Origin of the sequence: Bradyrhizobium liaoningense, assembly GCF_018130785.1 — a bacterium.
Taxonomy (GTDB): Bacteria; Pseudomonadota; Alphaproteobacteria; order Rhizobiales; family Xanthobacteraceae; genus Bradyrhizobium; species Bradyrhizobium liaoningense_A.
The window spans coordinates 121,388-139,280 of sequence record NZ_JAFCJT010000007.1 but is presented as its reverse complement, the minus strand read 5'-3'; the positions used below and the strand labels follow the sequence as shown (position 1 = coordinate 139,280).

The following is a 17,893-nucleotide window of genomic DNA, read 5'->3' as shown; positions in this document are numbered from 1 at the left end:
TGCGAGGAACGGAAATCGCGCCGGAACGGGAAGATGGTTTCCCGTTCCGGCATAGGGTCGTGAGGCTAGAGCGTGACGTTGGAGCCGAGGTTCTGGTGGCCCGCGATCTCGATCTTGAAGTCGGCGGCGGCGTTGCCGTCGACGTTGCCCTGGATGACGGTGAATTCCTGACCGTCATGGGTCTCGTAGCTCACCGCGAGCTGCCCGGCCGCGGTGAACGCGGCATCGGAAACCAGTGTGAAGCTCTGGTTGCCGTCGACGGCGTAGTTCGCGTCGATGCCGCTGAGGTCGATGCGGTCTCCCGGCTCGAAGCCGACGATGGTGTCGCCCTTGGCCGCCTCCACCGAGTTGAAGCGGAAGGTGTCGTCGCCGAGCCCTCCTTTCATCACGTTGGCGGCGGTGCCGGCGACGATGACGTCGTTGCCGGAGCCGGTGGTGACGTTCTCGATGCCCCACAGCGTGTCGTTGCCGGTCTGCGAGCTCGAGGCGCTGCCGTTCGCGAGCGGGCCGGAACCCAGGTTGACGGTGACGGCCGTGCTCGCCGCTGACATGTCGAGCGTGTCGGTGCCCGACCCACCGGCGCCTTCGTCGCCGAAATAGGCGTCGTTGCCATCGCCAATCTCGGCCACGATCAGGTCGTTGCCGGCCCCGCCGAACACGGTGTCGTCGCCCGCACCGGCATTGATCAGGTCGTCGCCCTGATCGCCGAAGATGCGGTCCGCCCCGGCATCGCCGTAGACGATGTCCGCGTCGGCTCCGGCGAACACGTGGTCGTCGCCCGCGCCAGCGAAGATCACGTCCCGGCCAGCACCGCCGTTGACGAAGTCGGCCCCCTCGCCGGCCGAGATCGCATCGGCGCCAGCATGGCCGACGGCGATGTCGTCTCCTGCGAAGGCGACGATGCTGTCGTCGCCGGGTGTGCCGACCAGCGTATCGGACTGCGCCGTGCCGGTCCGGACCACGTCGTCGGTTGCGGTCTCGGTCTCTTCTTCGTCGTCGTCGCCGCCCGCGGTTGGCGTCTCGTCATCCTCGTTCGGCGTTTCGGTTTCTTCCTCGTCGTCCTCGTCCGGCTCATTGGTTTCGAACTGGGGCGGCACCATGCCCGAGAAGGTGACCGAATGGGTTCCGTTCGAGATGGTCTTGGTGCCGTCCTGGTTCTCGACCAGCTGGTAGGTCGCCGGATCCGCCCCTTCCGGAAGCTCGATCACGTCCTCGGCCTGGAGGGCGCCGATGATGGTGTCGTTGCCGCCGTTGGACCTGAACACGATGCGATGGGCCGAGGTGAGGGCCGAAATGTCGATCGTGTCGTCGCCCTCGTCGCCATCGATCGTGATGGTGTTGAGGCGCAGGCTGGTCGCGGTGAAGTCGCCGACGACCGTGAACGTATCGCCTGCTCCCGCGCCGCCCGTCGCTCCAGTCGGTTCGATGCCGTTGATGCGGATCTCCTCGATCTCGCTCAGCTCCGCGATCACGTTGGCGAAGGCTGAACCGCCTCGGGTGACGACGATTTCCGGCGTACGCCCGCCGAAGCTCGCGATGTCGTTGCCAGCAACGGCATCCCAGGCGGCCAACGTATAGATGGTGTAGGCCTCGCTGGAGGTGTTGCCATTGATGACGAAGGTGTCACCCGCGGTGCCTTCGGTGCCGCCATTGACGATGTCGCGGCCATCTGTCGGGGCCGCCGTCGCATTGGCGTTCCAGACGATGGTGTCGTCTCCGGCGCCGCCGTTGACCGTGTCTGCCCCGGCGTTGAGGCCCGGCGCGGTGACGTTGACCGTGAAATTGTCGACGTAGAAGTTGTCGCCATTGTCCCAGTTGTTGCCGTCGCCGGTAGTCCGGAAGCGGATGGCCGAGTTCGAGCCGATATGGGCGGGCGTCAGGGCGGCGCTGAAGTTGAAGGTGCCGTTGGCACCGCCTCCCAGCGTTCCGCCGGTCACGACCTCCCAGGCGTTGGTATTGACATTCCGTGCCTCGACGATGACGGTCTGGCCGCCGTTGAGATTGTCGTCCTCGTAGGTGAACGACACCGTCGCCGCAGTCGCGCCGGCGAGGTTGACGGCGCGCTCGATCGTCTCGCCGCCATCGACGCCCTGATTGAACTGAAGGCGGCCGCCGGTGATCGAGATGTCGCCTGCTGTCGGGCTGGTCGTCTCGCCGCCACCTTCGGTCCAGTTTCCCGTGAACGCGAGCGTGCCGTTGCTGTTCGAATACGACGCCGCTCCGAAGCTGTCGACGTAAGCGCCGTTGTTGCTGCCGGTGCCACCGGTCAACGTGTCGTTGCCGTCGTCGCCGTTGAGGGTATCCGCGCCCTCGCCGCCGAGGATGACATCGTCGCCACCGCCGCCGCTCAGCGTATCGTTGCCGCCGAGGCCGTCGATGAGGTTGGCACCACCGGTGCCGGTGATGACGTCGGCGTTGGCGCTCGCCGTGCCGAACGGTGCCGGCGCGGCCTGCGCCAGGACGTAGTCGGACGCGTCGATCGCGGCCGTCGTCGTGTTGTTGACCTGGATGGTGCCGATCGTCGCCAGGGACGCATCCCTGACCGTGAGCAGGGTATTGGCGCCCACCTGGGTCTCGACAACACGCGTCGCCAGGTTGGCGGCCGTGATGCCAAGCGCGCTGAGGTTGATCAGGTCCTGGCCCCCGGCCGCGGTCGAGTCGAAGCCGGTGATGGTGTCGGCACCGAACCCGGCGGCGTTGTAGACCACCACGTCGTTGCCATCGCTGACGTTGATGGTGTCGTTGCCGGCGCCGCCGATGATGGTGTCGGTATCGCCGCCGGTGCCTCCGCTCAGCGTATCGTCGCCGGTGCCGCCGTCGACCAGGTCGGTGCCGTTACCGGCATCGATGGTGTCGTTGCCGCCACCGCCGAAGATCTGGTTGTTGGCGCCGTTGCCGGCGATGGTGTTGGCCTGCGCGTTGCCATTGCCGTTGATGGCGTCGCCTCCGGTCAGCGTCAGGTTCTCGACTTCGGCCCCGAGCGTGTAGGAGACCGAGGACTGCACCGTGTCGGTGCCGCCGGCCGCAAGTTCGGTCACCACATCGGCGGCATCGTCGACGACGTAGATGTCGTTGTCGGCGCCGCCGGCCATGACGTCGGCCCCGGCTCCGCCGTTGAGGGTGTCGGCCCCGATCCCACCTGTCAGCGTGTCGACGTCGTCGCCGCCGTTCAGGGTATCGTTGCCGTCGCCGCCGGCGAGCGTGTCGTTGCCCAGTCCGCCGTTCAGGGTGTCGTTGCCCGCCAGGCCGCTCAGCGTGTCGGCCAGATCGCCGCCGGTGATGACATTGTTGCCGGCGTTGCCGGTGCCGATGAACTGGTCGGCGTCGACGCCGCGGTAGGTGAGGTTCTCGACGTTGGCCATGTTCGCGATGGAAAGCTCGGCCAGGAAGGTCTCGACGGTGTCGGTGCCCTCGTCCTGGGCCTCGATCGCGACATCGAGCAGATCGTCGATGCCGTAGGTATCGTTGCCCGCACCGCCGACCATCGTGTCGGCGCCGACGGCGCCTTCGAAGTCGTCACCAGCGAGGTTCAGCCGGGCGTCGAGATCGTCGTTGCCCGCACCGCCGACCAGGAGGTCGTCGCCGAGCCCGCCGACGAGGTCGTCGTTGCCGGTGCCGCCGAAGATCAGGTCGTTGAGGCCGCCGCCAGTGATCTCGTCGTCGACGCCCTGCTCGCCCACCACGAAGTTGGCCTGAGCGTTGGTCACCGCATTCAGCGACATGTCGACGTCGCCGCCTGCCCGGTCGGCCGGATCTGAGCGGCTGATGAAGTAATCCTCCGCGCCGAGCGCATAGCCGGCGAAAGTCGCGCCGTTGAAGTTGATGCGTTCGACGCCGGTCTGCGCGTTGTTGCCGGTGAAGTGGCCTGCCACCGTGATGGACTGGGCGACGGAGCCCGTCGGCCCGGTCGGTAGGCTGTAATTGATGACCAGGTCGCCGGTCTGGGTCGCGGTGCTGCTGTCGAAGGCGTCCAACGCGGTGATCGTCGGTACCGGAAGCAGGGTCACCGGGTCGATGATGGGCTGACCGGACGGGTCGACCGCGTTCGGAGCCTGGATCGAGATGCGGTCGGCGGTGCCGCCGCTGGCGGCATTGACAGCTTCGTTGATGAGATCGTTGCCGTCGCCGAGCCCGAACGCGTAGGTGTCGTTGCCGAGACCGCCGTTGAGGGTGTCAACGCCGCCGTTGATGCCGGCTCTGACGATCGTGATCGTCAGGTTATCGACGTAGAAATTGTCACCGTTGTCCCAGTTGTTGCCGTCGCCGGTTGTCCGGAAGCGGATTCCCGAGTTCGCACCGATCTGGGCAGCGGTCAGCGTCGCGCTGAAATTGCCGTTGCCTGTCGCGGTGGTGCTGCCGAGCGTTCCGAGAACTTCCCAGGCGCCGCTGCCGCTGTTGCGGGCCTCGACTATGACATTCTGGCCCGCGCCGAGATTGTCGTCCTCGTAGCTGAAGGACAGCGTTGCGGCCGTGGCCCCCGCCAGGTTCATCGAGCGTTCGATGGTTTCGCCGCCATCGACGGTCTCGTTGAAACGAAGGCGATTGCCATCGATTTCGATGTCGCCGCTCGTGGCGCTGTTGTTGTCGCTTTCGGTCCAGTTTCCGGCGAAGTTTGCAGCGTTACCATCGTTGCCGGAATAGCCGCCCGAATTGAAGTTGTCGGCAACCGTTCCCGTGGCGGAGCCCGGGCCGCCGACCAGGATGTCGTTGCCGCCGAGACCGTTGAGCACGTCGGCTCCGGCAAGGCCGACGATGATGTCGTCGGTCGCCGAACCGTTCAGCACGGGACGGTTGTCGGACGGCGGGCCCTGCGGGGCGAGGCCATTGTCGCTGAACGGGGTGCCCATGACGATGCCGAGCGTGCCGTCGGAAAACTGCAACTTCTCCATGTTGCGCAGCAGGTCGGTGCCCTCGAGCGGATCGAGGCCGCCGGTGTTGGAGACCACGAGGGTGCCGTCGGCGCGCGCCGAGAACGAATAGTTGGCGCGGACGTCGGAGTAGACTGCGGTGTCGACGTCCGATGCCGCCGCGCCGTCGGAGACGATGTCGCGGACGATCTTGAGCTGGCCGGGATTGATCTGACCCGAGAACACTTTCTGGACCAGAGTCGTCATGCTGTCGTGGAACTCGAGCACGGTGCTGCCGACCGGGCCGTTCTCGTCGAAGTCGGACATCACCGCGATGCGCACCCGCAGCCATCGGTCGCCGTCGATGATATCGTCGCCGCCGCGGCCTTCGATGAGGTCGCTGCCGGCACCGCCGAGCAGGATGTTGCCGCCGACGAAGCTGCCGTTGGCATCGAACGAGGCTGGTCCCGCGCCGGCGAGAAGTGCCTGCAGGCCCGTGATGAGGGCGATGCCCTCGGCATCCAGGGCACTGCCGCGGAAGCCTTCGGTCGGCACGAGGTCGGCGGTGACGTCAGAACCGCGGATGACGTCGTTGTGGGCCGATCCGGACGCGCCTTCGACCTGGGTGAAACTGTCGAGCGCCGCGTTGCCCGGAAGCACCGGCAGACCGGGCAGGATCACGCGGTTGAGGTCGACGTCGACCGCCAGATTCATGTTGGCGTAGGTCGTCCAGTCGTAGCCGGACATGCCGTCGAACTTGCCGCGACCAAGGCTGCCGAACCAGATATCGTCGCCGCCTTCGCCGATGAATTCGTCGAAGCCGCCGTCCCCGTGGAACACGTCGTGGCCCTTGACGGCATCGAGCTGGAACTGGTCGTCGAAATTGTCGCCGACCGCGCCGGTCCAGGCGCCGATCTCGATCCAGTCGTCACCTTCGCCGCCAAGCGTCTGCTCGGTGGTCTTGCTGCCGAGAACGAAGTCGTTCCCGACCCCGCCGAAGGCCTCATCGAGACTGTCGGCACCAAGCACGATGAAGTCATTGCCCTCGTCGGCGACGATCAGGTCGACGCCCTGGCCGGCGTTGACCGCGTCGTGGCCGCGGCCGGTGCGCATGATGTCGTCGCCGAACTGGTCGGTGATGATGTCGTCACCGTCGCCGCCGATGTACTGGTCGTTGCCGGCGCCGCCCTCCATGCGGTCGTTGCCGGCGTCGCCATAGAGGGTATCGTCACCCTCGCTGGCGATCAGCGTGTCGGCCTGGTCGGTACCGCCCAACAGGACGTGGTCGGCGCCGGTATAGCGCAGGTAGTTCGCTTCGGCTCCACCGGTCGCCGGGTCGTCGCGCAGGACCAGCGGGGTCAGGATCGTGCCACCGGTCGGATCGGCCGAATCGAGCCCCGGATTCCACTGCCGGGTCTGGTCGACTTCGAGGATGAGGCCGGGCGTGGAGAACACGTCCGAAGGCAGATGGCCGGCGTCCGCATTGAGGCCGATTACCTTGGCGAAGGTGTTGTTCTCCATCTCGGACAACAGATGCAGCCCGTCGAGCCGCTGCAGGTAGTAGAAGCGGTCGCCGTCCTGCAGCTTTTCGAGCTGAACCTCGAACACGAAGTTGAAGGTGGAGCCCAGCATGCCGCCGAACGGCATGACCTTCTCGGCGAGACCGCCGATCCAGAGATCGACGTTCTCGAGGCCGCCCAGCGAGCCGCCGGCGTAGATGCCGGTCGCGTTGAGGAAGGCTATGCGGTCGGCATTGAATGCCGCGAGCTCGGCCGGGTCGGTCGGAACGACGACGTCGCCGAAGCTGGTGCCGAAGATCAGCGCCATGGCCGCGTCGCGCTTGCCTTCGACCGTCGTCTCGCCGGTGATCAGCGTGTGCGTTCCATAGGCGGCGACGAAGTTGATGATCGAAGCCTCGTTTTTGAGGTGGCTCGCGAAGTCGACCCAGCTCGCGTAGGGCCGCAGCTCTTCGGCGTGGCTGCTGGCCTCGAAGAAGTCGCGGCGCGCAACGTTCAATGACGGCACGCCTGCATCGCGTCCTCGCGCAAGGTTGATGGTAGCCAGATCGAGCGGCAACCCGAGCAGATTGTTGCGCAGCGCGCTGGTGACGAACTCATCGATCTCGTTGCCGACTTGCCGCGTCATGCCGCGGATGATGTTGCCGGCGGCGACGCTGTCCGCGACGGTGTGGCCCGAGTCGAATTCGATCGGGTTGAGGAAGGCCTCGATGAGCCCGATCTGGTCGTTGGTGAAGGTCGGGTCGAGCCGGTCGATCGTCTCGGTCAGCATTGAGTGGCCGAAGCGGTAGACCACGTGCGCGAATTCGGCGACAATGCTCGGATTGATGTCGGCGTGGTATCCGTCCGGCACGACGAAGAAGTCGATGTTGGGCTGCACCTTGCGGGCGAAGTCCTCGAAGACGAGATGTTGGTATTGCATCTCGGTGCCGAACTTGGCGGCCTGGAACAGGCGTTCGCCATCCCAGACGAGGGCGGCGATCTGAGCGGGCGTCGTCGGCAGTGCGGCGAGGTCGACGGCCAGCCATTCGTTGAGGAAGGCCAGGTCGTTCGAGGCCAGGACGATCTCTTTGGTGTGCTCGACCAGCCGGTTGTGCTCGGAGTGGAAGATGTGGTGGACCGCGGTCAGGCCGATGTTCTCGTTGGCGCGGCCGTCGCCGGCGATGAAGTGGGCGTCCAGCAGTTCGTTGTCGTAGACCGCCGGGTTGTTGCCGGGGTTGAGCAGCCCGATTTCAATGTCGCCGTCGGCGATGCCGTTCGGCACGGCGTCGTGCGCGATGTCGGCAAGGAAGGCGGCGTTGATGCGGATCGCGGTGGTGACGCTGACCGGCGCCGTCGAGGTGCCGGAGATGACGATGTCGTCCGCAGTGTTCGGAATGCCGTCGGCGCCGACGCCGGTGATCACCTGGGCGAAGCCCGCGGCATTCGGAATGAAGTTGCCGTACGGGTCGGTGCGAAGCAGCGGCACCGCGCCGACGTCCTGGTCGGTCAGGAGGATGCCGAGCATCTTGGCCTGTTCCTTGACCTCGCCCCAGGTGGCCATGCCGCCCGGCTGGTCTCCGCCGCCCTCGATCAGCTTGCCGGTAGCGTGCGGGACGCCGTTGGCGTCGAGCGCGTACTGGCGCAGGAAAACCTGGTGGGAGGCATGCGACGTATAGGTCTGGTTCTGGTCGACAAACGGCGTCGTGGTGTTGACGGGACGCACGTCGTCGGCTGTCCCCATGACGCCGTCGGCGCCCGGGCTGACGGTGGCGCGGGTCAGGACCATGAAGTTGGTCGAGCTACCCGGCACGTACAGCGGATCGTCCGGCTGGAGCGGAACGAACACGGTGCCGCTGCCGCCCTTGTTGACGAGATCCAGACCGTGATCGAAGAACTGGCCGAACAGAGTGAACCAGGAGTTGAACGGGGCCGACAGGCCGACGTCCGGAGAGACGTTGACGACCTGGACGTTGTCGCCGTCCATCGTGATCCCGAACGGCTCGAGGCCCGCATCGCGGACCGCGCGCGCCACCGCCAGATCGTTGAGCATGTCGTTGTGCACCGCCGTGGCCGCCGCGAAGGCGTCGATCGCCGCCTGTTCGGCCGCGCCGGGAACGGTGGACTCGTCGCCGTCGCTCAGCTGGTTCGCCGCCGCCTTGGCGTTCTGCATCACCACGCGGGCCTGATACTCGGCGTCGAGTGCGGGTTTGAAGGCGTTGTAGATATCTTGCACGAGGGCGACGTTAGCCAGCGTGGCCTCGACGATCCCGCCGGACTGCAGGCCCTTCATGATCGCCGCCGGGTTGGCGAGCGTCTGATCGACGATCAGGTTAGAGATGGTGCGCAGGCTCGAATCGAACACCATCGAACCCGGGTTGTTGGACGGCGCATAAGACGTCGGCACGGCGGGCGCGCCCGGCGGAAGGAAATTGCCCGGTACGTTTTCGCCGGGCCTGAAGGTCGGATCCAGCAGTTCGGGGAACGGCATGTCCGCAGCGCCCCACTTCTCCTGGCCGGGTAGCAGGTTGTTGTTCTGTCCGTCGACGGTACGAAGGCCGATGCTGAGGTTGTAGGATGGGACGGAGCCGACCTGGCCGGCCAGACCGGCTCCGTAGAGCGGCGCGGCGTTCGGGTCGAGCGGATTGACGATATAAGCCGCGTGCTTCTCCGCGACCTTGATCTGCGCGAGAATGAAATCCAGATCGCTCCTGATGTACGCAACCATGGCGGCCTCACCTGTTGTGGCGCACGGTCCGCCGCGGCGGCCGAGCTGTTGAAATTCTTGTGAGCCGTCCGCGTCGGATGGCTCCTATGGGCTCAGGTTAGATTTTTCCGTGAACAACGGGACAGGGTACAAGGTCCAATGACCTCGTGGGACCGAGGTCTGGCGCTTCGGCCGACCATGGTCGTAGGACCTTGGTCCGATCGGCGGACGACCATCCTCGCTTCGCCAGCGCCTCGGTGCGGCGGGTGAAGCGGTGTTTTCCGGATGTTTTCGGGAGACTTGGCCGCGCCCGATCGGAGAAGCCGTCGCATCGATCGGGCATCATGGCGTGCGGAACACGCAATGCTGGGCCGAGAACCGCCGGAGCACGGCATCGCAAGCGTCAAGAGCGCTCCAGGCCGGCGACGTCTTCGCGCCGTGTCGTCGAGCGTAAAGGGGGTTCGGCCCGGATACACCTCGATGCACTCGGCCTCCTGCAGCGAGCTTTCGGTGAACCCACCGCAGAGTGACGCCGATGATCGAGATGCCGGCGGCCGTCAGGACGATAACACTCGCCACGCCGCGATCTGTCACAGGCGCTTCGCGTCGCGCGTTGCGATGGATTCACCAACTCGGGTGAAAACGTAGGAACGAGCGCCTCCCGATCTCAGTTGTTGTGCATCAATATTTCTAGAAGGAGACGACGATGGAAACGGAACGCGTGAAACAGGTACGTTAATCGGCAGCGACAAGGTCGAAGGCACGGCAGTCTATGGGTCTGACGCCCAGAAGATCGGTTCGATCGAGCGCGTCATGATCGACAAGGTCAGCGGCCAAGTGTCGTACGCGGTTCTCGGCTTCGGCGGCTTCCTCGGCATCGGGGACGATCACTATCCGCTGCCTTGGCAATCGCTAAAGTACGACACAGGTCTCGGCGGCTACCGGACCAATCTTACCGCAGACAGGCTTCAGGGTGCGCCGAAGTATGGCAACGACAATGCCTGGGACTGGAACGACCCGGGACGTGCCAGAGCAGTGAACGACTACTATTCCGGGTTCTGACGGTTACCGGCAAGCCCGCCCGCGAGAGCGGGCTTGCCGCGGCGGTTAACGCCGCCCGGGGTGTATGGGCGCGAGTGGGGATACGGTCGGGACACCCCGCGCACAAGGTGGATGATCGTAGGTTCAAATCATCCGCAACAAAGACACATAAGCCATCGCGTCATCTGTTGCACAACCTGCAGTGAGCGCCGTGCGAACACCGAGCCACGGCGGCGGTTGTATCGTTCCCTTGACTATTGGATTAACCCGGTTTCCGATTTGGGGCACAAGCCGCCGATCACGCTCAAGATGGCAGACTTCCGCTTTGCGTTGGTAAGCCGACGTTTAATAGCGCGCGAATGCCACTACCCCCGCTCTTTTCCGCTCGGCTGCCCCACGAGCGTGCTCAGCCCCCTCAAAGCGCCAATACGTCACCGCGCTGGAAGCTCCACATTCGTTACACTGAAGGCTTTGCTCGCCTAGCATGTGTCGTCCCTGGCGGAAGAGATTGCGACAGGCAGATATCTTACAGGAAGGACAGACCAGCGATGAGTTTCGCAATCGCCAGCGAAGAATGAGGTCGCTTAACACGATCCAAGATCCCTGACTGCAATCAGCTAGTCTTCACGCTATCACGAGCTGGGTAAAGGCTCCCCTTAGGACAATAAGCATTCTGAATTGTGCACTTGTGAACACAACACATCCTCGGCCGGCGTTGCCGCCGCGAGCTGATCAATAAGAGGCCGCGACCTCAGAGCGTCAGGATCAGCCAAACGATTAGGCCAGCGTTCACGGTGCCTACGGTGATGCCTGCCTGAATAAGTCGCTCGGTCATGGTGCCCCTCGCGAAATTGAGGCAGTAACCATGCGCTCAACCGGTACCGGCTAATCGATCTGCGCCACCTCAAGTTACGTCAGGGACCTTGCGTTCGAGCATGGCTGCCTCGACCCGATTGGCAAGAACCGTGAGATGGCTGGCTCTAGAGACGATTTCGCGTTGTCGCTATGGACGGCGATGCCTTCTGGCTTCGTGCCTGCCTAACTATCTTCTTTCTGAAGAAGAGAATGCAGACGTTGAGCGAGTTCGGACACGCCAAAGGGCTTTTGAATAATCGGAAACTCGTCTGTCGCCCCGTGACGCGCGAGCACGTCTCCCACGTAGCCCGACGTAAGTAGTATCTTGATCCTGCTGTTCCGCCGCTTTGCTTCGCGAGCAAGCTCGACGCCATTGGGACCATTCGGCATGACGACATCGCTGAACAGAAGATCGAACCCCTGATCGCTGTCGAGAATTCGGATGGCTTCGGTGCCGTTGTGAGCAAGGCGAATCCGATAGCCGAAGCTCGTCAGCATTGCAGACACGACTTCTAACAGATCTTCATTGTCCTCGACCAAAAGAATTCGCTCGGAGCCTCCCGGCGTAGCCCGGGTTTGCTCGGCTTCCACCTCGTCGCGAGCCTCCTGATTGGCTCTCGGCAGGTACAGTGAGATCGTGGTGCCGGCGTTAGGGGCACTTTCGACTGAAATATACCCACCGGATTGCCGGACAAAGCCATACACCATGCTGAGACCGAGGCCAGTGCCCTTGCCAACTTCCTTGGTCGTGAAGAAGGGTTCGAAGATCCGGTCGCGCACCTCGGGAGACATCCCCTGCCCCGTATCCGAGACGGACAGCCTCACATATGATCCGGCTGGACATCCAGCGACGGCTTCCCCATCCAGAACGACGTTTCGCGCCTCGATCTCGAGCACCCCGCCGCCCGGCATCGCATCGCGACCGTTCAGCGCCAGATTGAGAAGGGCAGTCTCCAGCAGGGATGGATCCACCCGACAGAGCCACAATCGCTCGTCGATCTTCAGCCTGACCTCGCATTCTGCGCCGACCGCCTGACGGACGAGCCACTGGAAGTTGGAGATCAGCTCGTTGGCATTAATCAGTTTAGGGTTGAGCTTTTGCCGTCGAGAGAAAGCGAGGAGCTGTGCGGTGAGCTTCGCCCCCCGGTCGGCGGCACGCCGCGCAGTCGCGGCGAAGCGCCGGATCTTGCCGTCATTTGACGCGCGCTCGATGAGATCAAGGTTTCCCGAAACGACGGCAAGCAGGTTGTTGAAGTCATGGGCAACACCGCCCGTGAGCTGTCCGACGGACTCCATCTTCTGACTCTGATGAAGCTGCTCCTCGATGCGCTGGCGCGCCTCCACGGCATGCTTTTGCTCGGTGACGTCTCGAAAGAAGATCGCGATCCCTTCGCCAGAAGGAAACGCGTTGATCGCATACCAAGCGGCACGACGAGGGCAGTGCGCTTCGAACGAAACCGGACGGCGGTCCGACATGACTTCCCGAAGCTGCTCGACGATTCCCGTATCGGGGGCATCCAGAAGCGACGCCTGCAGGTGCATTCCAATGAGATCACGCCCCTGAGCGATCTGAGACCAGGCCCTCTGGTTGAAGAAGCTGATCCGCCAATCGTGGTCGACGATCACCACGCTGTCGGTCGTGCTTTCGAAGAGCATCGTAAGCCGGGCCGCGGCGTCCTCGGCCTTCTCTTTTGCATCGGACAATTCCTGCTCGCGGCGATCCAGCGCATCGGCCATGGTGTTGAAGGCGCCGGCTACGCCAGCGATTTCAGAACTGCCGCGGATATTCACACGGCGAGCATAGTCGCCGAGGCGCCATCGATTCGCGGCGTCAACTAATAGTCCGAGCGGCCGATGGATGAATTGCCGGGCGCCGAGCAGCGTCAGGCCCAGCACCATCATGGCGCTGAGGGCGATGAGGAAGATGTCGTGTCGGGTCCGACTCTGGATCTCGGCAAAGGCGTTCGCCTTGTCGAGGCCGAAGCTGACGCGAAGTCCCCCAGAATCGGGCCCGAGAGCCGAGAAACCCACGATCCTCTCGACGCCGTCGACATCAACCAGGTCGGCAGCGAGACCGTCGCCATACGGTCTCTCATCACCAGCGCGAACCAGTTTCTTACCGACAAATCGGTCATTGTCCGGATAACGGGCAAGGTAGGTGCCGTTGCGATCGGTGATGGCCAGCGCGTCTCCCGCCGGAACACCCGCGCGCGCGATGTAGTCCGCTAACCAGTCCAGGCCGAGAGGCGCAATGATGACGCCCCCTAGGTGACCATCATCTCCGTAGAAAGGCAGCGCAAACTGAATGAGTTTCCGATCGACGGACAGACCGATCGAGAACTGTCCCACCGTAAACGCGCCCGTCTTCAACGCATCCGCAAAGTAGGGACGGCCGGAGACATTCACCGGCTTGCGATCTGTGTTTGTATCGCAGAAGGGCTGGCCACTCAGATCGGTGGCGACGAACGTGAGGAAAGCCGGAAACCGGGACCTCATCCCTGCCATCGCCGCATTGCACCCCTTGCTATCTTTCGCCTTTATCGCAGGGAGTTCGGACAGCGCAATCAGGACCTGCCGAATGCCCTGAACGATCTGTTGCTGCTGTTCGGCGGCGAGCTTAGCGAGACCGAGCGCCTGATTCTGTACGTCCACTTGGCGCGCGCGTCGAAGGTTAACTTCGTTGTACGCCTGAATCGAGATAGCAGGCAATAACGCGACTGCGACAAGCGCCAACAGGCGCGACAAGATGGTCATTCTCTGCCGTATTCAAATCGTCCCGGAGCTTGCTGTGCATTTCAATCTAATGGCCATACGCCTATAGGCGTTCGTCATTCCAATCACGATCGTGAGAACCACGAGTGACCGCACGATGAACATGCGCGCGGCGCGAGCTTCATCCGCACCCGCATTCAAATGACACATGTTGCATCTTCGCCCCTACAATCCCGCCCTACTCGCGAGCGCCACGACATCGCGCGGTGGTACGGCCAGAACCGACAATCTTGGTACTGTTTTTTTGAGCGGACATCGCGCATGTATCTGCCAAGATCAACGGCAACTCGGATGTAACTTCGCTGCCAACTAATATGCTGACCAGGTCGCGCGTCTTGATGATCCGAACGATGTAGCCCAGCAACCTACGCCGCTTCGATAAGCCCACCGACCTGAGCGCCCACAGCTGAGCGGCGGATCGATTCGACTAGTGATGCGGACAGACGAACGGTATCCAGCCGTCTAACAGCAGTCCGTCCCGGGGCAACGACTCCGTCATCATCCCGAGACGCTTCTCTTCGATGTCGCTCAGCCTGGTTCGTCGGACAACGTGCAGAAGAAAAGAGAGTGCCCTCCGTCAACCCATCCTCAAAAATGGGACTAAAGACCCGCGCACCAGGAAAGCCGGTGCGAGAGACGCCTACCGCTACCTGGGACGAGCTCGTTGCCTTTCGCGCCAAGGCGAACGAACTTGGCTATCGATCCGTGGCAACGGCAGCACTGGTCGCGTGGGAATGGCTCCAGCGAGAAGAGCACGTGTTCGGTGCTCTCGAGATCAGCCACTATCGACCGAAGGAGCGTCCGAATGGCGTTCGCATCGTCCATCCGAAGAATGGCGAGGAAGCCTGGTGGCCACTGTTCGACGAAACCGGCGAGACCCTCTTCCCCGAGCTGATGGCCGAACTGGACGCAATTAAGCAGACGACCGTCTCGGGCCTGGTCTTTCGACGCGACCATTCGCACCGGAGGTCACCGACCCCGCTGCCCCGGATCACAGCCAAGCAGGATCTTCGCTATCGACGCGGGGTCGTGAAGAAGATCGTCCGTGCGGCGGATCTGCGCGAAGAGCTGTCCTTTACATCATTCCGCCACGGCGGCTTCACCGAGAGAGCCGACAGCGATCTGGCGGACGCCGAGCTCAGAGCCGCCGGCCGCCATTGCGCGTCGCGGCAGTTGCCGACCTATGCAAAGCGCACACGGAAACAGCTAATTTCCGGCACCAAGAAACGACGAGAGAAAAGAACAAAAGCAGCCGGTTTGTCGGAATAGCCACGACCCATCTGTCGGAATGACGACCGTGACAAACCCCTAAACTATTGAGAAGCTTGGTGGGCGCACCAGGGCTCGAACCTGGGACCCGCTGATTAAGAGTCAGCTGCTCTACCAACTGAGCTATGCGCCCGAAAGGCGGTCAAATGCCTTGCGAGGCCGGTCGTTTAGCAAAGCGATCCGGGGATGGCAAGCGATGTGGTGAAGGTTTTTCTACAGTCCCCAAGAAGCGAAAAGCCGCCGGATTCCAGCGGCTTCTCCAGGGGCAATCCCCGCAAAATCCCTGATGGCTCAGAGCCGGCCCTCGCGGTCCCGGTCCGGACCGCCGTCGCGGTCGAAACGGTCGCGGTGGAAGTGCTCCATGCCGCGCTCCATCATGCGGTCCATGCCGCGTTCCATGAAGTGCCGGGGCGGGCCGTCCTCGCCGCCGCCGAACGGGCCGCGGTGGCGCGTCAGCACGGCGAGGCGCCGCTTCTGGCCCTCGTCGAGCGTCTTGTAGAGCGGGTCGGCGGCATCGGCGATCTTCTTCAGGGCCGCGGAGCTGGTGCCCATGTCCTCGGCGCGCTGGCGCAGGCGGGCGATCGGATCCTCGGGCTTGTTGGCGTCCCGTGAGGCGTCACCCGGGCCGGCATTCATCCGCGCGTTGGCGCGGTCGATGCGCAGCTTGGCGAAGTCGCGCACGGCAGCCTCGACCGGCGGCCACAGCTTCTCCTGGTCGGCGTTGAGCTTCAGCCCGGCATGGACGGCGGCGATCCGCGCGTCGACGAAGGCGGCGCGGTCTTCCGGGTTCATGCGGCTGTGACGGAAGTGCTCCATCCACGGGCGATGATATTGGGCATAGACCGCGCCCGAGCCGGCGATGCTGAGCACGGCGATGGCGGCGATGGTGAACTTCCTCATACGAACCTCCTCTGGAAGGATGCCGGTGAGGATGAGCGCCGAACGGCTGACGCGCAACTTACAACTTGGACAGAGAGAGCGTTCTTACCAAGATGTAACTCCCCTGAATCTCCATTCAGATGCAGACTGAAACGTTCTGCAACAAAAAGGGCCTCCGTGCAGGCTGCACGGAAGCCCTTTATTCATCGTCGATCCGGATCAGTTCGTCGCGCTCTTGGCTTCCTTCTGGAACTCGTCGATCAGCGACTGGCCGACGCGGCTTGCGGCGTCCTTGTAGACCGGCTCCATCGCCTTGCGCATCGCCGCGTCCTGCTCCGGCGTGAGCTTGATGATCTCGCTCTTGCCGCTCTTCTTGATCTCGGCCAGCGCGTCGTCGTTCTCCTTCTGCGACTGCGCGTTGTTGAAGTCGGTCGCTTCCTTCATCGCCTTCGACAGCTGATCGCGGATGTCGGCCGGCAGATCGTCCCAGAACTTCTTGTTCACGATCACGACGTAGCCGATGTAGCCGTGATTGGTCTCGGTGATGTACTTCTGCACCTCGTGCATCTTCTGGGTATAGATGTTCGACCAGGTGTTCTCCTGGCCGTCGACGACGCCGGTCTGGAGCGCCTGGTAGACTTCCGAGAACGCCATCACCTGCGGCAGCGAGCCGAGCGCCTTGAACTGGGCCTGGAGCACGCGCGAGGACTGGATGCGGAACTTGACGCCCTGATAATCGGTGGGGGCGACCAGCTTCTTGTTGGCGCTCATCTGCTTGAAGCCGTTGTCCCAATAGGCAAGGCCGGTGATGCCCTTGGAGTCCAGGAGCTTGAGCAGCCGAAGGCCGAGCGGGCCTTCCGTCACCTTCCGCAGCGTCTTCAGGTCCGGAAGGATGTAAGGCAGATCGAACACCTCGAACTCGCGGATGCCGAGCGGGCCGAACTTGGAGTTGGACGGCGCCAGCATCTGCACGCTGCCGAGCTGCAGGGCCTCGAGCTCTTCCTTGTCCTTGTAGAGCGTCGAGTTCGGGTAGACTTCGATCTTGACCTTGCCGCCGGTGTACTTCTCGGCGAGCTCCTTGAACTTCTCGGACGCCTTGCCCTTCGGCGTGTCGGTGGCAACGACGTGGCTGAACTTGATGATGATCGGCGATTGGGCCGATGCCGGCCCGGTCAGGGCCAACGCCCCGGTCAAGACCGCAACCGATGCCGCAGCCCAAATGAGTTTCCGCATGCTTCCTCCCGCACGTTTCTTGGTGGGGCACGAACCGTCGCCCCCAAGCCTTAGATTCAAGACTTGAAGGCAGGATTATAGGGAAGCGGGCACAGGCGCCATTGCCCCTTAGCAGGGGGCGGATTGCAAAAATGCGGTATCCGGAGGCGAAATCTGCCGGACTGGCTCAGGCATTGGGACCGGCGAAGATCACATCGTCGATCGTGCCGCCCGCATGGACAAAGGCGAGCGCGCCCGAGCCGATCGTGGTGTCATCAGCGCTGCCACCGGCCTGCACGTGCTGCGTGCCGGACAGGACCGTTGTACCGGTTGCGCTGCCATACACATATTGCACGCCGCCGTTGACGATGGTGGCGTTGGGGCGCCCCAATCGACCTGGACTCCGCCGGCATTGATCGTGGTGCCGGTCGCAGTACCGTCGGCGTAGACGCTCTGCTGGCCGCCGGCGTTGACGACGGTGTTGAAAGCATTGTTGTGAACGTGCTGGAGGCCGCCATTCGCGACCGTGGCCTGGATCGCAACGCCGAAGACGGTCTGGGTGCCACCGTCCACGGTGGTGTTGGTCGCGATACCACCGCCGAGGATATCCTGGTCGCCGCCGGCCTTGATCGTCGTGCCGTCGGCCGAGCCGCCGATCTGGATGTACTGATTGCCCGAGATCACGGAGTTCGAGGCCAGACCGAACACAAGCTGCGCGGCGCCCCGCAGCAACCACCATTCCATTGGCCGAGCCCTCGTGTGCCAAACGAAAAACGCGGCGCCGAGGGCGCCGCGTTTGCCGATGAATTGGAGAG

General features: G+C 63.5%; 7 protein-coding genes, 1 tRNA gene and 1 pseudogene. 2 read left to right on the top strand and 7 right to left on the bottom strand.

The annotated features are described in order from the left end of the window. Window positions 1-65: 65 nt before the first annotated feature. Window positions 66-9,071 (bottom strand): peroxidase family protein, encoded by a 9,006-nt coding sequence (locus JQ627_RS18020; RefSeq protein ID WP_212485489.1) that lies wholly within the window; start codon window positions 9,069-9,071, stop codon window positions 66-68. A gap of 663 nt (window positions 9,072-9,734) precedes the next feature. On the opposite strand from JQ627_RS18020, the gene JQ627_RS18015 reads away from it, so the two are divergent. Then, window positions 9,735-10,112, top strand: coding sequence for a PRC-barrel domain-containing protein (locus tag JQ627_RS18015; RefSeq protein WP_212485595.1), 378 nt, complete (start codon window positions 9,735-9,737; stop codon window positions 10,110-10,112). A gap of 1,017 nt (window positions 10,113-11,129) precedes the next feature. Here JQ627_RS18015 and JQ627_RS18010 read toward each other — a convergent pair. Further along, window positions 11,130-13,700 carry an ATP-binding protein gene (locus tag JQ627_RS18010; RefSeq protein ID WP_212485488.1) on the bottom strand — a complete coding sequence of 857 codons (2,571 nt, stop codon included), beginning with the start codon at window positions 13,698-13,700 and terminating at the stop codon, window positions 11,130-11,132. Window positions 13,701-14,285: 585 nt separating this feature from the next. On the opposite strand from JQ627_RS18010, the gene JQ627_RS18005 reads away from it, so the two are divergent. Beyond that, the gene (locus JQ627_RS18005) at window positions 14,286-14,987 is read left to right on the top strand and encodes a hypothetical protein (RefSeq protein ID WP_212485487.1); all 702 of its coding nucleotides are present in this window, start codon (window positions 14,286-14,288) and stop codon (window positions 14,985-14,987) included. 57 nt (window positions 14,988-15,044) lie between these two features. Here JQ627_RS18005 and JQ627_RS18000 read toward each other — a convergent pair. The 5 genes and pseudogenes from JQ627_RS18000 to JQ627_RS39785 form a co-directional block, all read right to left on the bottom strand. Then, window positions 15,045-15,120, bottom strand: a tRNA-Lys gene (locus JQ627_RS18000). Window positions 15,121-15,278: 158 nt separating this feature from the next. After that, complete coding sequence (locus JQ627_RS17995) at window positions 15,279-15,887, bottom strand: Spy/CpxP family protein refolding chaperone (RefSeq protein WP_212485486.1); 609 nt, start codon at window positions 15,885-15,887, stop codon at window positions 15,279-15,281. Between the two features lie 198 nt (window positions 15,888-16,085). Further along, the gene (locus tag JQ627_RS17990; RefSeq protein WP_212485485.1) at window positions 16,086-17,099 is read right to left on the bottom strand and encodes a TRAP transporter substrate-binding protein; all 1,014 of its coding nucleotides are present in this window, start codon (window positions 17,097-17,099) and stop codon (window positions 16,086-16,088) included. 166 nt (window positions 17,100-17,265) lie between these two features. Beyond that, window positions 17,266-17,469: an autotransporter adhesin family protein gene (locus JQ627_RS39060; protein ID WP_249143156.1), complete on the bottom strand. Its 204-nt coding sequence runs from the start codon at window positions 17,467-17,469 to the stop codon at window positions 17,266-17,268. Window positions 17,470-17,483: 14 nt separating this feature from the next. Continuing rightward, window positions 17,484-17,822: pseudogene (locus JQ627_RS39785) on the bottom strand (hypothetical protein); the annotation flags it as partial. Between the last annotated feature and the right edge of the window lie 71 nt (window positions 17,823-17,893).